This window comes from Sphingomonas sp. 10B4, assembly GCF_035019905.1.
In the GTDB taxonomy this organism is placed as follows: domain Bacteria; phylum Pseudomonadota; class Alphaproteobacteria; order Sphingomonadales; family Sphingomonadaceae; genus Sphingomonas; species Sphingomonas glacialis.
Genome location: NZ_JASJVC010000029.1, coordinates 1 through 17,707 on the forward strand (window position 1 = coordinate 1; position 17,707 = coordinate 17,707).

The following is a 17,707-nucleotide window of genomic DNA, read 5'->3' on the forward strand; positions in this document are numbered from 1 at the left end:
GCAGGTTTGGGCATCACGCCCATCTATCCCACTCGATTCCCTACGTGAATCCCCAACGTCAGTTTTGCAACAAAGCCAGTCACCGGCATCATGAAGACGCAGATCGACCACCTCCCGCTCGCCATGGGTGGGATGCGCCCGACGCAAGGGCGCACGCTCGCGGTCATGCAGGTATCGGCCGGGTCGCAGTCGTTCAACAGCGTCAACACGCTACGCCTCCTCGGGCGCTGGATGCGGATGTTCACGATCCCGAACCAGTCGAGCGTTGCAAAGGCGTATCAGGAGTTCGACGAATCCGGCCGCATGAAGCCGTCGGCTTACTATGATCGGATCGTCGACGTGATGGAGGAGCTGGTCCGCTTCACGATCGTGCTGCGCCCCCATACCGCACAGCTCGTCGACCGCTATTCCGAGCGAAAGGATGCTGGGCGGAGCTAGGCTCGATCGCGCCGACCGACGAGGCCGGCGGCTTGTCGCGCATCATCGATCTGCCGATCGCCCCTGCGCTCGGCCGCAAGCTGGTTCAGTGGGGGCGCTCCGACGGGACACCGCTGCGCCTGCCGAGCGCGGATATCCCCGCCCCCACGACCCTGCGCCTTGTCACACTGGGTTCAAGCCAACGCTCCGGCTAGCCGGGGTCCGCGGTCAATCCACTTAGATCGGAGGATCGCTGTCCAGGCACGCAAGACCCTAGGCGCCGGCTCGCGGCAGCATGAGCGCGTCGAGAAACGTCTGCCGCCACCAATTGATGTCCTGCGATTCAATCGAATCCATGCACGCGCGCCAACGACGGATGCGCTCCGCGCGATCCATTCGCATGGCCTTCAGGATCGCGTCGGACACTTCCTCGGCGCTATACGGGTTGACCAGGATCGCCTCGGTCAACTGGGCGGCTGCCCCGGCGAAGCGCGACAGGATCAGGACGCCGGGATCGTCGGGATCCTGCGCGGCGACATATTCCTTCGCCACCAGGTTCATCCCGTCGCGCAGCGGCGTGACCAGTCCGATCTTCGCCGCCCGATAGATGCCGGCCAACGTATCGCGCCCATAGCCCTGGTTGACGTAGCGGATCGGGACCCAATCGACATCGGCATAGGCACCGTTGATCCGCCCCGACAGGCCCTGCAGCGTGTCGCGAATCCGCTGATAGCTGCCAACCGCGCCACGCGACGGCGGCGCGATCTGCAGGAGAAACACTTCCTTGCGCTCTTCGGGATGCTCGACCAGGAACCGTTCGTAGCCGAGGAAGCGCTCCTCCAGCCCCTTCGAATAATCGAGCCGGTCGACCCCGACGATCATGTCGCGGCCATCGGCGCTGTCGCGCATCTTCCGGTACGCCAGCCGCGCCGGCACGCCCGCTGCGAGCTCGACGAATTCGGGCGTGTCGATCCCGATCGGGCACACCAGGGCACGCACGCTGCGGTCGCCGAGCGTCACGATCCCGTCCGCACCGATCGTTCCGCCGAGCTCGAGACGGACGAAATCGAGAAACGACTCGAGCCATTCGGCGGTGTGGAAGCCGATCACGTCATAGGCGAACATCCGCCGCACCAATTCCGCCGCTTCGGGCAGGATCGACAGCAGCCGACGCGGCGGCCAGGGAATGTGCAGGAAGAAACCGAGCCGATTGCCGCAGCCGCGCTGGCGCAGTTCGTCGCCGAGCGGGAACAAATGGTAATCCTGGATCCACACGACGTCGTCGGCCTCGAGCAGCGGCGCGACCATGTCGGCGAAGCGCGCGTTGACCCGCTGGTAACCGCCCGCGAAATCGCGCTCATATTCGGCCAGATCGACGCGGTAGTGGAATAGCGGCCACAGCGTCCGGTTGGCGTAGCCGTTATAATATTCGTCGATGTCCTGGTCCTCCAGGTCCATCGTGGCGGTCGTGACACCCTGATTGACCTGATAGTCGATCTCGCCAGTGAACGTATCGATCCGTTCACCCGACCAGCCGAACCACAGGCCGTCATGCTCGCGCAGCGCCGATGCGAGCGCGACCGCCAGCCCACCCTGCGCGCCGGACTGTGATCCCTTGGGGGCCGACACGCGGTTCGAGATGACGATCAGCCGGCTCATCGGATCGCGCTCCACGGCTTGCTGAGCAGGACGGCGCAATTGATCATGCCGACCAGCGAATAGGTTTGCGGGTAATTGCCCCACAATTCGCCAGTCTCGGGCTCGATATCCTCGGAGAGCAGGCCGGCGGCGGTGCGTCTGGCCAGCATCTCCTCGAACAGCGAGCGCGCGTCGGCACTGCGCCCGGTGAAGTGCAGCGCCTCGATCAGCCAGAAGGTGCAGACGTTGAACGCGGTCTCGGGCAGGCCGAAATCGTCCTCGATCGCGTAGCGCAGCATGAACGACCCACGGCGCAGCCCCGCTTCGACCGCCGTCAGCGTATCGAGGAAGCGGGGGTCATCGGGCGACAGGAAACGCAGGTCGAGCAATTGCAGCACGCTCGCGTCGAGATCGTCGCCCGCGAAGGTCGCCGACATGCGCTTGGTCTCGGGCCGCCACGCGGCGGTCTCGATCCGCGCACGGATCGTGTCGGCGCGCTCCTGCCAGAAGGTCGCGCGATCGGTCAGGCCGAGCGCCAGCGCGGCATTGGCGAGCCGGTCGCACGCCGCCCAGCACATCGCCGACGAATAGGTGTGGACGCTCTTGCGCGTGCGCAGCTCCCACAGACCAGCATCGGGCGCGTCGTAATTGAGCCAGGCGCGCTCGCCCACGCGCTCGAGCGATTCGAAATCCTCGAGGCCCGCCATGCGGAACAAGCGCGTGTCGAAGAAGGCGTGCACCGCGCACAACACGATCTGGCCGTAAGCATCGTGCTGGATCTGCTCATAGGCCTGGTTGCCGACGCGAACCGGCCCCATGCCGCGATACCCCGCGAGCGCCGGTTCGATCCGCTCCTCGAGCCGCGCCTCGCCCAGCACGCCGTACAGCGGCTGGATGTGGCCGCCGGCGGCATCATCGACGATGTTACGCAGGTAGCCGAGATAGCTTTCGAGCACGTCGAGCGCACCGAGGCGGTTGAGCGCCTGCACGGTATAATAGGCGTCGCGCACCCAGCAGTAGCGGTAATCCCAGTTGCGCTGCGATCCGGCATGTTCGGGGATCGAGGTCGTCATCGCCGCGATGATCGCGCCGGTTTCCTCATGCTGACACAGTTTGAGCGTGATCGCCGAGCGGATCACGACATCCTGCCATTCGAGCGGAATGGCGAGGCCGCGCACCCATTCCTGCCAGTAGCGCGTGGTGTCGGCGAGCATCGTGTCGAGCGTCGCGGCGAGATCGCCCGCAAACCCCTCGTCGGGCCCGAGGAAGAAATGCAGCGGCCGCTCGACGCGGAACGCGCGCTCTTCCTCGACCATCCCGACCGGCGCGGTCGTCGTCAGACGCAGCGCCATGCCCGGCATCAGGAAGCGGATGTGGTTCGATCCGCCGGTCTGCTCGCCGCAGGACCCGCCCCAGCCGCAGGTCGGGCGCAACCGCACGCGGATGCGCGGGCTGCCGGTCACCGGCCGCACGATCCGCGCATAGGACACCGGGCGATAGCTGCGCCCCTGCCGCTCGAAACGCGGACAGAAATCGATCACGTCGATCGCGTTGCCCGTCGCGTCGGTATGGCGGCTCACCAGGATCGGCGTGTTGCGAACATAGTGCTGCTCGACCTTCACGCTGTCTTCGATCTCGATTGCCCAGAAGCCGGCTTGCGGCGTTTCGCCGCCAAGCAGCGACGAGAACACCGGGTCGCCGTCGATCCGCGGCACGCATCCCCACACGAACTGGCCCGCCCGATCGACGAGCGCGCTGACCTGGCAATTGCCGATCGGCCACAGATCGACCGAGCTCATGCCGCCTGCTCGCACGCGGTTTCGAGCCAGGCGAGCGTGTCGGCGACATCGTGCAGACCGTAAAGTGCGCTGCTTGGGCGCGGATCGCCCACGAGGATGCCCGCACCCCCGAGCGCGGCGGCAGCGGCCATAGCCGGTTCGTCGGTATCGTCGTCGCCGAGGAAGACTGGGCGATGCCCCGCCATCGGCGCCCGCTGCATCAACTGGCGTAGCGCGCTTCCCTTGTCGGCCCCACCGACGCGCAGTTCGACCATCATCTTGCCGGTCTGCAAGTGCAGCCCCGTCTCGTCCGCAAGCGTCCCGGCGAGCGCGTGTGCCGCGGCTTCCATATGGGGGGCGCCGCGATAGTGCAGCGCCTCGCCCAGCGTCTTCGTCTCGACCAACAGGCCCGGCGTTGCGTGTGCGAATTCTGTCATGATGGCATGAATACGATCGAGAGCAACCGGTCGTTCCGGTAAGGATACCGTTCCGTCGCGCCAGCGCACCTCCGTGCCGTGGCTCCCCGCGATCGTGAGCGGCAGGCTGCCGAAGAGCGCGGCGATGCCATCGACCGAGCGCCCGCTGATCAAGGCGACGCGGCCATCGAGCCGTTCCGTCAACCGCGCGATCAACGCCGCAAGCCGCGCATCGACCGCGACCAGATCGGGGCGCGCGGCAAGCGCGACGAGCGTTCCGTCGAAATCGAGGAACAGCGAAGCGTTCCGCAACAGGGCAGCGGGCGGTCGTGGCAAAGGCTTTGTCATCGCGCCTGCGTTAGATCACAAATCCCGCGCTCGCGCCCCTTATGTGAGGGGCGCCTGCACATCCCGATATGATCGGGTTCGATCGAAGACATCCAGTCAACCGCGTCGGGATGGCCCGCCGGGCAATCTTTCAGACGGGCCACCGATGGTTCGGGCCATGGCCCATATTGAGCTAAGGTCGACCGAAATCTGCTCGGACAGCATCCGACACCACGCAGGACAAGCTGGCAAAAATCTGCCGTCTTGTCGATGGTTGTCGGATGTCCTGCGAAGAACGAATGGTGCCCGGAAGAGGACTCGAACCTCCACGCCCTTGCGAGCGCCAGCACCTGAAGCTGGTGCGTCTACCAATTCCGCCATCCGGGCACTGGGTAGGTCGCGGGCCTTAGGGGAGGCGAGTCGGCCTTGTCAACACACTGCGTGCTGGGGCAAGGGCTGACCATCCCAAGCGAATGGCAGGCACAAGGCGCACGCGATGAAGAATACACTGGTTACGCTGATCGGCGGCGGAGGGTTTCTCGGCCGCTATGTCGCACAGGCGCTGCTCGCAAGCGGTGCGCGCGTGCGAATCGCGCAGCGCGATCCGCGGCAGGCGTTTTTTCTCAAGCCACTAGGTGGCTTGGGTCAGACGCAATTCGCCGTTGCCGACATTTCCAAGCCCGATTCGATCCGCCGCGCGGTCGCGGGCTCCGACGCGGTGGTCAATCTCGTCGGCATCCTGAGCGGGGACTTCCAGAAGATCCAAGTCGAGGGTGCGCGGATCGTCGCCGAGGCCGCTGCCGCTGCGGGGGTCGCATCGCTCGTCCATGTCTCGGCGATCGGGGCCGATCCGCACTCCGACTCGGCCTATGGCCGCTCGAAGGGCGAAGGCGAGGCTGCGGTCCACGCCGCCTTCCCGACCGCCACGATCCTGCGCCCGTCGATCGTGTTCGGGCGCGAGGACCAGTTCATCAACCGCTTCGCCGCGATGGTCGCAACGGCGGCGTCGATGCCGCTCGTCCATGTCGTGCCCGTGCTGCGCGCCGGCACCAAGTTCCAGCCGGTCTATGTCGGTGACGTCGCCGACGCCGTGATCGCGGCGCTGAGCCATCCCGAGCTCGCCGCCGGCAAGACGCTCGAGCTCGGCGGGCCCGACGTGCTGTCGATGGGGGCGCTGGTGCGCTGGATCGCCAAGGCGACCAACCGCACGCCGAAAATCGTCGAACTGCCCGATGCGATCGGCGCGGCGATCGCTGCGGTCGGCTTCCTCCCGGGTGCGCCGATCACACAGGATCAGTGGAAGATGTTGGCAAACGACAATGTGGTTTCGGCGACCAACGGACTAGAGCTGCTCGGCATCACGCCGACGCCGCTCGACGCGGTCGCGCCGGGCTGGCTGGTGCGCTACCGCAAGGGCGGACGCTTCGCGGTGCCGGCGGCGGCATAAGCGCCGTCTATTAGGGGGAATTTCGTGGGCGACATCATCAGCATCATCCTGCTCGGCATCGTCGAGGGGGTGACCGAATTCCTGCCGGTGTCGTCGACCGGCCACCTGATCCTCGCGACCAAGCTGCTCGGCTATGATGCGGCGCGCTGGCAAGTGTTCAACATCGTCATCCAGCTGGGCGCGATCCTCGCGATCGTCGTGCTGTACTGGCGGACCTTCCTCGCGGTCGCGATGGGTCTGGCGCGGCGCGATCCGGTGTCGCTGCGCTTCGTGCGCAACATCCTCGTCGCCTTCATTCCCGCCGCGATCCTCGGGCTTGCGATCCACAAGCAGATCGAAGCGCTGCTCGGCAATGCGGTGGTCGTGTCGATCGCGCTCGTCGTCGGCGGAATCGCGATCATCGCGGTCGAGCGGCTCGCCCCCAAGAGCGACATCGTCGGCGTCGCGGACATTCCGCTCGGCAAGGTCGTCGGGATCGGCTGCCTGCAATGCCTGGCGATGGTGCCGGGCGTCAGCCGTTCGGGCGCGACGATTCTCGGTGCGCTCGCGCTCGGGGTCGAGCGGCGCACCGCTGCCGAGTTCAGCTTCTTCCTCGCAATCCCGACGATGCTCGGCGCGACCACGCTCGAACTCGTCAAGAACCGGCACGAATTGCTGAGCGGGCAAGGCGTCGGGCTTGGCGCGATCGGCCTCGGCTTCGTCGTCGCGTTCATCGTCGCGCTGCTGGTCGTGAAGTGGTTTGTCGGTGTCGTGACACGCTATGGCTTCGTGCCGTTTGCTTGGTACCGCATTATTGCCGGAACCGCGGCTTTCGTGTGGCTTATGACTATTTAGTCCGTTTCGGCCATATTTAGGCTGCGAACGACGCTGAAACTCGTTGCATTCCCGGCGTCACGATTTAAATAGGTCAGCACTGCTGCCATAAATCACGTTTTCGTAATGACAGCGTGACGATCGCTCGGTATTTGCGCATCCGAAAGGTGCGCACATGGCTGACACGTCCCTGTTGAAATTCGTCGATCGCGAGCAGGTTTATCCCGCAAAGCGCGAGCCCGAGCTCCGCGCCGAAGACTTTCGCGAGATTGCCGAGCGCTATCCGGTTCCCGATGCGGAAGCCCAGGCCGGGCGCTGTTCGCAATGCGGCGTGCCCTATTGTTCGGTCCACTGCCCGCTCCACAACCACATCCCCGACTGGCTGCGGCTGACCGCAGAGGGCCGGTTGCGCGAGGCGTACGAGCTCAGCAACGCGACCTCGACCATGCCCGAGATCTGCGGGCGGATCTGCCCGCAGGACCGTTTGTGCGAAGGCAATTGCGTGATCGAATTCTCGGGCCACGGCGCGGTGACGATCGGCGCGGTCGAGAAGTTCATCACCGACACCGCATGGGAAGAAGGCTGGGTCGAGCCGCTCGTCCCCGGCCGCGCGCGCGGGCAATCGGTCGGCGTGATCGGCGCGGGCCCGGCAGGCCTTAGCGCCGCCGAATATCTGCGCGGCAACGGCTATGACGTCCATGTCTATGACCGCTACGATCGCGCGGGCGGGCTGCTGACCTACGGCATCCCGGGCTTCAAGCTCGAAAAGCCCATCGTGACGCGCCGCGTCGAGCGGCTGAAGGCGGGCGGCATCGTCTTCCACGAGAATTTCGAAGTCGGTCGCGACGCCAGCATGGACGAGCTGCGCCAACGCCACGACGCGATCCTGATCGCCACCGGCGTGTACCGCGCCCGCGCGATCAAGGCGCCGGGCGTCGACGCAAACGGCGTGGTCGATGCGCTCGCCTTCCTTACCGCATCGAACCGCAAGGGCTTTGGCGATGCCGTGCCGAGCTTCGACGATGGTAGCCTGAACGCCGCGGGCAAGCATGTCGTCGTGATCGGCGGCGGCGACACCGCGATGGACTGCGTCCGCACCGCGATCCGCCAGGATGCGGCGTCGGTGAAGTGCCTCTATCGCCGCGACCGCGCCAACATGCCGGGCTCGCAGCGCGAAGTCGCCAATGCCGAGGAAGAAGGCGTCGAGTTCGTCTGGCTGTCCGCGCCCGAGAGCTTTGCCGGCGAAGGCGCGGTCTCGACCGTCAAGGCGAGCGCGATGCGGCTCGGCGCACCCGACGCCTCGGGCCGCCGCGCGCCCGAGATCGATCCCGAAGGCGGGTTCGAGCTCAACGCCGACCTGGTGATCAAGGCGCTCGGCTTCGATGCCGAGGATCTGCCGACGCTGTTCGGCGCGCCCGAATTGAACGTCACGCGCTGGGGCACGGTGCTGGTCGACAACAAGACGCTGATGACCTCGCTCGACGGCGTGTTCGCGGCGGGCGACATCGTGCGCGGCGCGAGCCTCGTCGTCTGGGCGATCCGCGATGGGCGCGACGTCGCGGCGAACATGCACCGCTATCTCAAGACCAAGGCCGCGGCCGATATGGCGGCGAGCAAGCAAGCGGCATGATGCGGCGTCGGACCCGCCTGTGGCTCGGCCGGAGTGCCACGCTCGGCGTCGCGCTGCTTGCTGGCGCGACGGCGCATGCCGAGACGCGGCGCCCTGCTTTGCCCGCGCCCGCCGCCAATGCCGATGCCGCCGCCGACTATGACGAACGCCGCGCCGCCGCCGGTCGGCTGCTCGTCGTCAGCCGCTTCCGTGCGCGGCAAGCGGTGCTGATCAAGGACGCGATCCGCGCTGCCGAGTCCGAACTGACCGAGAATTGCCTCGATCGCGCGGCGACAGGGCGCGACATGAAGCCGTGCCAGGCGTTTGTCAGCCCGAGCGCGGGGACGCGGGCGCGGCTTGCCGCGAGCGAATCCGCGATCCTCGACGATCTGATGGCGGCGAGCCAGACGATCTACGCGCGGCGCTTCACCGCTGCAGAGCTCGACGAAATCGCGCGCTTCTTCCGCACGACGGTCGGGCAGCGTTACGCGCTCACCTCACCGCAGCTCCTCAACGAAATCCAATCCCGCAAGCGCGAGATCGTGCGCCGCTATCTGAGCGCCGCCACAGCCGCCGACACCAAGGGGTCCCAACGATGACCGACCAGCACGCCTATCTCGCCGAGCACGGCATGTACCGCCCCGAATTCGAAGGCGATGCCTGCGGCGTCGGCCTCGTCGCCGCGACCGACGGCACGCCATCGCGCCGCGTCGTCCAGTCGGCGATCGATGCGTTGAAGGCGGTGTGGCACCGCGGCGCGGTCGATGCCGATGGCAAGACCGGCGACGGCGCCGGGCTGCACATCGACTTGCCGCTCAAATTCTTCGACGATGCGATCGCTGCGTCGGGCCACCGTCCGCTCCCCAACCGACTCGCGGTCGGGATGATCTTCCTGCCGCGCACCGATCTCGGCGCGCAGGAAGCGTGCCGCACGATCGTCGAGAGCATCATCATCGACGAGGGCTACACCATCTATGGCTGGCGCCAGGTGCCGGTCGACGTGTCGGTGATCGGCCAGAAGGGCTTGGCCACGCGCCCCGAGATCGAGCAGATCATGATCGCCGGGCCGCTGCCCGAGGAGGCGAGCTACGCCGAGTTCGAGAAGAACCTCTATCTCGTCCGCCGCCGGATCGAGAAGCGCGTGATCGAAGCGCAGATCCAGGGCTTCTACATCTGCAGCCTGTCGTGCCGCTCGATCATCTACAAGGGGCTGTTCCTCGCCGAATCGCTGTCGATCTTCTATCCGGATTTGCGCGACACGCGCTTCGAGAGCCGCGTCGCGATCTTCCATCAGCGCTATTCGACCAATACCTTCCCGCAATGGTGGCTGGCGCAACCGTTCCGCACGCTCGCGCACAATGGCGAGATCAACACGATCCGCGGCAACAAGAACTGGATGCTTAGCCACGAGATCCGCATGGCGAGCCTCGCCTTCGGTGAGCATTCGGAGGACATCAAGCCGGTGATCCCGGCGGGCGCATCGGACACGGCGGCGCTCGACGCGGTGTTCGAAGCGATCTGCCGCTCGGGCCGCGACGCGCCGACCGCCAAGCTCATGCTCGTCCCCGAGGCAATGGCCGATTCGATCGACATGCCCGCCGATCATCTCGCGATGTACCAGTATCTCGCCTCCGTCATGGAACCGTGGGACGGCCCCGCCGCGCTCGCGATGACCGATGGCCGCTGGGCGGTTGCCGGCATGGACCGCAACGCGCTGCGTCCGCTCCGCTATGTTCGCACGATCGACGGCCTGCTGATCGTCGGGTCGGAGAGCGGGATGGTCGTCGTGCCTGAATCGACCGTGATCGAGAAGGGCCGGCTGGGGCCGGGCCAGATGATCGCGATCGACCTCGACGAAGGCGTCCTGCTGCACGACCGCGCGGTGAAGGACCGGATCTCGGGCGAGCATGATTATGCCGCGATGATCGGCGAGTTCACCAGCATCGAAGACCTGCCGCTGCCCGGCGGCGATCCAGTCACGCGCTTCGACCGCGCCGATCTGACGCGCCGCCAGGTCGCCGCCGGCCAGACGCTCGAGGATATGGAACTGATCCTCGCGCCGATGGTCGAGGGGGCCAAGGAAGCGATCGGCTCGATGGGCGACGATACGCCGCTCGCCGTCATTTCCGACAAGCCGCGCCTCATCAGCCAGTTCTTCCGGCAGAATTTCAGCCAGGTCACCAACCCGCCGATCGACCCTTTGCGCGAACGCCACGTCATGTCGCTCAAGACGCGCTTCGGCAACCTCGCCAACATCCTCGATACCGAGGACCGGCGCGACGGCGTGCTCGTGCTCGAATCGCCGGTGCTCGACGGGGCCGACTGGGCGAAGCTCAAGGCGCATTTCGGCAGCCAGGCAGCCGAGATCGACTGCACCTTCGAAGCCGGCGGCGGCCCCGAGACGCTGCGCGCTGCCATTGCGCGGATCCGCGCCGAGGCGGTAACGGCAGTGCGCCAGGGGCATAGCGAGCTGTTCCTGACCGATCGCGCCATCGGCCCCGACCGCATCGGCATCGCCGGCGTGCTCGCGGCGGCGGCGGTCCACACGCATCTCGTGCGGATGGGCCTGCGCTCCTACGCCAGCATCAACGTCCAGACCGCCGAATGCCTCGACACGCATTACTACGCCGTGCTGATCGGTGTCGGCGCGACCACCGTCCACGCCTATCTGGCCGAGGCGTCGATCGCCGATCGCCACGCGCGCGGGCTGTTCGGCGCGCTGAGCCTCGCGGAATGCCTCGCGCGGCATCGCCATGCGGTCGAGGAGGGTCTGCTCAAGATCATTTCGAAGATGGGGATCGCGGTAATCTCGTCCTACCGCGGCGGCTATAATTTCGAGGCGGTCGGCTTGAGCCGTGCGCTGGTCAACGATCTGTTCCCGGGCATGCCCGCGAAGATTTCGGGCGAGGGCTATGCCTCGCTCCATCTCAACGCGCAGCTGCGCCACGACAAGGCGTTCGACGAGGGTGTCGCGACGCTGCCGATCGGCGGCTTCTATCGCCAGCGCCATACCGGCGAGACGCATGCCTATTCGGCACAGCTGATGCACCTGCTGCAGAACGCGGTCGCGACCGATTCCTACTCGACCTATCTGCAATTCTCGCGCGGGGTGGAGGCGTTGCCGCCGGTCTATCTGCGCGATCTGCTGCAGTTCAACTTCCCCGCCGAAGGCGTGCCGGTCGACCAGGTCGAGGCGATCACCGAGATCCGCAAGCGCTTCGTGACCCCGGGCATGTCGCTCGGCGCGCTCTCCCCCGAGGCGCACGAGACGCTCGCGATCGCGATGAACCGGATCGGCGCCAAGGCGGTGTCGGGCGAGGGCGGCGAGGACAAGGCGCGCTACCAACCCTACGCGAACGGCGACAACGCCAACTCGGGCGTCAAGCAGATCGCGAGCGGTCGCTTCGGCGTCACCGCCGAATATCTCAACGCCTGCGACGAGATCGAAATCAAGGTCGCCCAAGGCGCCAAGCCCGGCGAGGGCGGGCAGCTGCCCGGCTTCAAGGTGACCGAGTTCATCGCCAAGCTGCGCCATGCGACGCCCGGCGTGACGCTGATCTCGCCGCCGCCGCATCACGACATCTATTCGATCGAGGATCTCGCGCAGCTCATCTACGACCTCAAGCAGATCAACCCGGTCGCGCGCGTCTGCGTCAAGCTGGTGAGCTCGGCCGGCATCGGCACCGTCGCGGCGGGCGTCGCCAAGGCGCATGCCGACGTCATCCTGATCGCCGGCCATGTCGGCGGCACCGGCGCCTCCCCCCAAACCAGCATCAAATATGCCGGTACGCCGTGGGAAATGGGGCTCTCGGAGGTCAACCAGACGCTGACGCTCAATGGCCTGCGCGGTCGTATCAAGCTGCGTACCGATGGCGGATTGAAGACCGGGCGCGACATCGTCATCGCCGCGATCCTTGGTGCGGAAGAATTCGGGATCGGCACGCTGTCGCTCGTCGCGATGGGCTGCATCATGGTGCGGCAGTGCCATTCGAACACCTGTCCCGTCGGCGTCTGCACGCAGGACGAGAAGCTGCGCGCCAAGTTCAGCGGCAGCCCTGAGAAGGTCATCAACCTGATGACCTTCATCGCCGAGGAAGTCCGAGACATCCTCGCGCGGCTCGGTTTCCGCAGCTTGGACGAAGTGATCGGCCGCACCGAACTGCTCCGCCAGGTCAGCCGTGGTGCCGAGCATCTCGACGATCTCGATCTCAACCCGATCCTCGCGAAGGTCGACGCGCCCGACGATCAGCGCCGCTTCAGCCTGACCGGTCGCCGCAACGAGGTGCCCGACAGCCTCGACGCGCAGATCATCAAGGATGCCGCCGCGGTGTTCAGCCGGCGCGAGAAGATGCAGCTGACCTATTCGGTGCGCAACACGCACCGCGCGGTCGGTACGCGGCTGTCGAGCGAGATCACGCGGACCTTCGGCATGTCGGCGCTAGCCGACGGGCACGTCCATGTCCGTCTGCGCGGCTCCGCCGGGCAGAGCCTCGGCGCGTTCCTGTGCAAGGGCATCACGCTCGAAGTGTTCGGCGATGCCAACGACTATGTCGGCAAGGGGCTGTCGGGCGGGATCATCGCGGTACGCCCGGTGGTGAGCTCGCCGCTCGCCTCGCAGGACAACACGATCATCGGCAACACGGTGCTCTACGGCGCAACCTCGGGCAGCCTTTATGCTGCTGGGCAGGCTGGCGAGCGCTTCGCGGTGCGCAATTCGGGCGCTACCGTCGTGGTCGAGGGCTGCGGCGCGAACGGGTGCGAATATATGACCGGTGGCACCGCGGTGGTGCTCGGGCCGGTCGGCGCGAACTTCGGCGCGGGGATGACCGGCGGGATGGCGTTCGTCTATGACGCCGACGGCAGCTTCGCACGCCGCGCCAACCCCGAGAACATCACCTGGAACCGGCTGTCGTCGCTGCATTGGGAGGCGGTGCTGCTCGGCCTGGTCCGCGCGCACCATGCCGCGACCGATTCGAAATGGTCGGGTGCGTTGCTCGACGATTGGGGGCGTGTGGTCGATCGCTTCTGGCAGGTCGTGCCGAAGGAAATGCTCACTCGCCTCAGCCACCCGCTCGATGATCGGGTGGAGCAAGTCGCGGCGGAATAAGCCGCCTTCCGTCGGGGGACAGCCCCTCCGTCACCCCCGCGAAAGCGGGCGTCCCGCTTCTTCCGCCGACGCTGGAAAGAAGCGGGATCCCCGCTTTCGCGGGGATGACGGGGTAGGGGCATCTGTCCCGATGCAACTCGCGGATCGACAAAACGCCCCGAATCGTGCTAGGCGCCCCGCTCGATCGGGGGCGTTCGAGGGTTGCTTATGCGTACGATTTTGCTCGGTCTGCTCGCTTGCGGCATCGCCACTCCGGCGTTCGCCAATGAGAGCGCGCCCCCGCCCCGCCCGCTCCCCGATGCGGCGCAGGTCGGCGCGCTGCTGTCGAGCCCGCTCGTCCAGGAAATCATCGCGACGACGGTCGACCAATATGCCGACGCGTTGCTCCAGACGCATGTCGGCCCGCTCGCCAAGCTGACCGACACGCGCGACCATGTCCGCCCCGAGGACACGCTCGGGGATCTCGCCGCGCGCACCCACCCCGATTACCGGCGCGACCTGCACAACCAGACCCGCAGCGCGGTCGCCGCGACTGGCCAGGCCGCGCGCGACATTGCCAGCCTCAGCGCCGAGCTCAAGCACACCACCGAACGCCTCCGCGCGGCGATTGCGCTCACCCAGGCCGAGGTCAGCGCGGCCCGCTGATCCGGGGTGGCCCGACACAAAGTCGCGCGACGCCTTCCCCTCCCGGCTCGTGCGTTCTACCAAGCGAGCATGTGGCAACTCTACCAATTCCCGCTCTGCCCGTTCTCGCGCAAGGTCCGGCTTCTGCTCGGCGAAAAGGGCGTCGGCTGCGAGCTCGTTCGCGAAAACCCGTGGGAACAGCGCGATGAGTTCCTCGACATGAACCCCGCCGGCCAAGTGCCGGTGATGACCGATCCACAGCGCGGCATCCGCCTGATGGATTCGATGGCGATCTGCGAATATCTCGAAGAGACGGTCGAGAAGAACGCGATGATAAACGGTACCGCGGTCAACCGCGCCGAGATTCGTCGGCTCGTCGCCTGGTTCGATTCGCAATTCTTCGCCGATGTCGTTGCGCCCTTGTTGCACGAGCGGATGGAGAAGCGCCTCGTCACCAAGGAACCGCCCGATTCGAAGCGGCTGCGCGATGCGATGAAGGCGGCGGTGCGCCACCTCGATTATATCGATTATTTGCTCGACCATCATAACTGGATGGCCGGCGCGACGATGAGCCTCGCCGATCTGGCGGCGGCAGCGCAGATCTCCGTCGCCGATTATCTCGGCGGGATCGACTGGCGCAACCACGAGCAGACCGCGAAATGGTATCGCGGCTTCAAGAGCCGCCCGAGCTTCCGTCCCTTGCTGTCCGAACGGATGGAAGGGATCATGGCACCGAAACATTATGACGATGTCGATTTCTGAGCAGGTCACCTTCGCCGATTTCGCGAAGCTCGACATCCGTGTCGGGACGATCGTCGAGGCCTTGCCCTTCCCGCAGGCGCGCAAGCCCGCATTCCGCCTGACGATCGATTTCGGCCCCGAGATCGGGATCAAGCGCTCCTCGGCGCAGATCACCGCGCGCTACACGCTCGAGGAATTGCCCGGGCGGCAAGTCGCCGCAGTGGTCAATTTCCCGCCGCGCCAGATCGGCCCGATGATGTCCGAAGTGCTGACGCTCGGCTTTCCCGATGAAAATGGCGAGGTCGTGCTCGTCCAGCCCACTCTGCCGATCCCCAACGGCGGTCGGCTATACTGAGCCGCGACGCTCGGCACGGCGGGTCCACCACAGCATCAGCCCGAGCATCGGCAGCGCCAGGTCGAGATACAGGATCAGCCCGATCCAGGGCGAAAATCCCCAATACATATTGGGCACGGTGTTGAGATAGCCGTGCGCGAGCAACCCCATGATGTTTCGCGACCACACCGGCGTCATCATCGTCTCAGGGGCGAAGATGTCGGTCGCCGCGACGATCAGGTTCAGCAGCATCGACACGGCGAGCAGCGCAATCGCCTTGATCTTGTCGCTGCGCCGCTCGATCGACGCCCAGATTGGCGCGAGGCCAATCGCGAAAAACGGGATCGCCGGCACCGAATGCCGCGGGCCGACCGACGCGCCGCCATCCCAATAGGCATAGGATGCGTTGATCGACAGTACGATAACGATCATCGCGACGCACAGCACGCCAAGGTCGCGCGTCGCGGGGTCGCGCACCAGCTTCACCACGCCGAACCAGCCAAGCAACAGAATCGGCGCAACCCAGAACAGCCCGCGCCGCACGCCGAAGGTGATCCCGAGCAGCGCGGTGATCTTGGGATAGGTCAGCCCGAACAGCCCCTGGTTCATCCCGCTGAACCCGACCACGCCGGTATAGCCCGTCATGAACGGCGTCCCGAAGGCGAACTGGTTATAGGCGAGCATCGGCAGCACCGCGACGAGTGCGGTCGCCACCGCGACGAGATACAGCCGCCGCCGCACCGGCCAGGCCGCGTCACGGCTGCGCCACAACGCCCAGCCACCGATCACCAGCCCGCCGAGCGCCGCCTGGAACTCGATCGTCACGGCAAAGCCGAGTGCCGCGCCTGCCATCAACGGATAGCGCCAGCGGCCGAACTCGCGCTCGCCCGACGTCCCGCGCCAGATCGCCCAGGTCGCGATCAGGAACAGCGCCGCAACGGGCGCATGGCCGAACAGCGTCGTCGACCAGCCCCACACGATCGACCCCAGCGAATAGCCGAGCGCGGCAAACATCCCCGCGGCCGGGCTGCCGGTGATACCCGTCGCCAGATCAAGCAGCAGCACCGCGGCAAACGCGGTGAGGATCGCTGCGCCACACGCGACCGCGAGCTGCATCCGGAGCCGCAGGAACTCGGCAAGCCGGGGATTGGTGATGTCGATGATATGATCGTACGAGCTGACGCCCGTGACGCGGTTGGTCGCCCACACCACCGGCGCCGCCATCAGCGTCATGCCCGGCGCCTTGTCCATATAGTAATGCGTCACGCCGCCTTGCTTGAACTCGGCCTTGTCGATCGTCAGCGTCTGGTAGCGATCGATCGTCGCTTCGCCGCGCTCGACCAGCGCCAGCGTCCCGAACAGCCGCGTCGCGCTGTTGGGATTGAATACGAACGAGCCGAACCACACGCACGACAGCCAGACGAGCGCGAACAGCAGGAGCGCGACCGCATGCGGCGCGCGAACGATCGGGGCGGAGGGTGTCATGAGGTCAGGCGGTCAACCATTGGCCGAGCAGCCGGAACGGCGGCAGCGTGAAGAACCCCGCGATGAGCAGCGCGCCCGTCACCATCCCGCGAACCTGTCGGCGATGCGCCGCGATCCGGTGCGTCCGCGCGGTCCACCAGATGAGCGGCGCGGCGAGGACGACATAGGCCGACAGGATATGGATGAAACTGAAGCGCGGCGGCGTGCCGTGGCGGACGAAGAAGGATTCGGCGGCGGTCAGGAACATCGCGGCGACCCACACCTTGCCGAGCATCCGGTGCGCGGCATCGCCGCGCGGACGCAGCAGCATCACGGGGGTCAACGCCAGCGCGATCACAACCGTCGCGAGATGGCCCCATACGACGAGCGGCACGCTTCCCCAATGCGCCGCGCCTTTGGCGAGCGCGACGAGGATGGCGACCAACAGCACCGCCGCCGCGCCGGCAAGCACGGTTTCATAGCGGTCGGCGCGTAGCAATTTGCTCGCATTCGTCCGCGCTGCCCCCACAGGCGTCGCCATCCCCCCGGCCTGCGTCAGGGAACCAGCGCAGCGTCGACGGCGCGCTGGTCGGCCTTGGCGTCCTGCTTCTCGCGCTTGTACTTGCGCCCCGCCTGCGCGAAGCAGCCCATCCCGCCCCCGGCGCCGACGTTGCTGCAGCTGCCGATTCCCGTCGCACCGACCCGATCGTTAGCTGCGCCCTTGGCGGCCCAGCTTTCGTTTTCGGGCGTCACCTTCAATTCGCGCAATTCCTTCGGAATGCGGAACTGCTCGCCCGGCGCACGCCGCACGCAGACGACGATCTCATTCCCATCGGAATCGGTCGGGCATTTCTGCTTGCCGTAGATTACCAGCGGCGGGTTGCTCACGCCCTGCGCCGCAGCAGGCGCAGAGGGGAGCCCACCCGCGGCGAAGCCAGCGAGCACGAGCGCGGCAAGCGCGCCCTTCGTCATCAGGTTCTGCATGATCCTGT

At 66.4% G+C, this 17,707-nt stretch carries 14 protein-coding genes, 1 tRNA gene and 1 pseudogene; 9 read left to right on the top strand and 7 right to left on the bottom strand.

What is annotated here, in order from left to right; translation table 11 throughout:
• Positions 1-78: 78 nt before the first annotated feature.
• A pseudogene (locus QN347_RS10405) lies at positions 79-438 on the top strand (NAD(P)H-dependent oxidoreductase); the annotation flags it as partial.
• Between the two features lie 252 nt (positions 439-690).
• Here the strand turns inward: QN347_RS10405 and QN347_RS10410 are convergent.
• The 4 genes from QN347_RS10410 to QN347_RS10425 form a co-directional block, all read right to left on the bottom strand.
• Positions 691-2,076, bottom strand: coding sequence for an alpha,alpha-trehalose-phosphate synthase (UDP-forming) (locus QN347_RS10410; protein WP_322161179.1), 1,386 nt, complete (start codon positions 2,074-2,076; stop codon positions 691-693).
• Complete coding sequence (locus tag QN347_RS10415) at positions 2,073-3,854, bottom strand: glycoside hydrolase family 15 protein (RefSeq protein WP_322161180.1); 1,782 nt, start codon at positions 3,852-3,854, stop codon at positions 2,073-2,075. Before QN347_RS10415 ends, QN347_RS10410 begins: the two co-directional genes overlap by 4 nt.
• Complete coding sequence (otsB, locus tag QN347_RS10420) at positions 3,851-4,597, bottom strand: trehalose-phosphatase (RefSeq protein ID WP_322161182.1); 747 nt, start codon at positions 4,595-4,597, stop codon at positions 3,851-3,853. Before otsB ends, QN347_RS10415 begins: the two co-directional genes overlap by 4 nt.
• A gap of 279 nt (positions 4,598-4,876) precedes the next feature.
• Positions 4,877-4,963: transfer RNA gene (locus QN347_RS10425), tRNA-Leu, on the bottom strand.
• A 109-nt stretch (positions 4,964-5,072) separates the two neighbouring features.
• Between QN347_RS10425 and QN347_RS10430 the strand changes: the two genes are divergently transcribed.
• From QN347_RS10430 to QN347_RS10465, 8 genes are all read left to right on the top strand, one after another.
• Positions 5,073-6,023: a complex I NDUFA9 subunit family protein gene (locus tag QN347_RS10430; RefSeq protein WP_322161184.1), complete on the top strand. Its 951-nt coding sequence runs from the start codon at positions 5,073-5,075 to the stop codon at positions 6,021-6,023.
• 24 nt (positions 6,024-6,047) lie between these two features.
• Positions 6,048-6,857, top strand: coding sequence for an undecaprenyl-diphosphate phosphatase (locus tag QN347_RS10435; RefSeq protein WP_189676101.1), 810 nt, complete (start codon positions 6,048-6,050; stop codon positions 6,855-6,857).
• 154 nt (positions 6,858-7,011) lie between these two features.
• Positions 7,012-8,466: an NAD(P)-dependent oxidoreductase gene (locus tag QN347_RS10440; RefSeq protein WP_322161187.1), complete on the top strand. Its 1,455-nt coding sequence runs from the start codon at positions 7,012-7,014 to the stop codon at positions 8,464-8,466.
• On the top strand, positions 8,463-9,044 hold the full coding sequence (locus tag QN347_RS10445; protein ID WP_322161189.1) for a DUF2059 domain-containing protein: 582 nt from the start codon (positions 8,463-8,465) through the stop codon (positions 9,042-9,044). The genes QN347_RS10440 and QN347_RS10445 overlap by 4 nt, the downstream gene beginning before the upstream one ends.
• The gene (gene gltB / locus QN347_RS10450) at positions 9,041-13,552 is read left to right on the top strand and encodes a glutamate synthase large subunit (RefSeq protein ID WP_322161191.1); all 4,512 of its coding nucleotides are present in this window, start codon (positions 9,041-9,043) and stop codon (positions 13,550-13,552) included. The genes QN347_RS10445 and gltB overlap by 4 nt, the downstream gene beginning before the upstream one ends.
• Positions 13,553-13,759: 207 nt before the next feature.
• The gene (locus QN347_RS10455; protein ID WP_322161192.1) at positions 13,760-14,197 is read left to right on the top strand and encodes a hypothetical protein; all 438 of its coding nucleotides are present in this window, start codon (positions 13,760-13,762) and stop codon (positions 14,195-14,197) included.
• A gap of 69 nt (positions 14,198-14,266) precedes the next feature.
• Positions 14,267-14,938, top strand: a complete 672-nt coding sequence (locus QN347_RS10460; RefSeq protein WP_133190728.1) for a glutathione S-transferase family protein — start codon at positions 14,267-14,269, stop codon at positions 14,936-14,938.
• The gene (locus tag QN347_RS10465; RefSeq protein WP_322161194.1) at positions 14,925-15,272 is read left to right on the top strand and encodes a tRNA-binding protein; all 348 of its coding nucleotides are present in this window, start codon (positions 14,925-14,927) and stop codon (positions 15,270-15,272) included. The genes QN347_RS10460 and QN347_RS10465 overlap by 14 nt, the downstream gene beginning before the upstream one ends.
• Here the strand turns inward: QN347_RS10465 and QN347_RS10470 are convergent.
• From QN347_RS10470 to QN347_RS10480, 3 genes are read right to left on the bottom strand one after another with little or no spacing between them, the layout of a single operon-like run.
• Positions 15,264-16,736, bottom strand: coding sequence for a hypothetical protein (locus QN347_RS10470; RefSeq protein WP_322161196.1), 1,473 nt, complete (start codon positions 16,734-16,736; stop codon positions 15,264-15,266). The genes QN347_RS10465 and QN347_RS10470 overlap by 9 nt on opposite strands.
• Positions 16,737-16,740: 4 nt before the next feature.
• A complete protein-coding gene (locus QN347_RS10475; RefSeq protein ID WP_322161198.1) occupies positions 16,741-17,256 on the bottom strand; it encodes a hypothetical protein in 516 nt (171 codons plus the stop codon).
• 14 nt (positions 17,257-17,270) lie between these two features.
• Complete coding sequence (locus tag QN347_RS10480; RefSeq protein ID WP_322161200.1) at positions 17,271-17,699, bottom strand: hypothetical protein; 429 nt, start codon at positions 17,697-17,699, stop codon at positions 17,271-17,273.
• Positions 17,700-17,707: the final 8 nt, after the last annotated feature.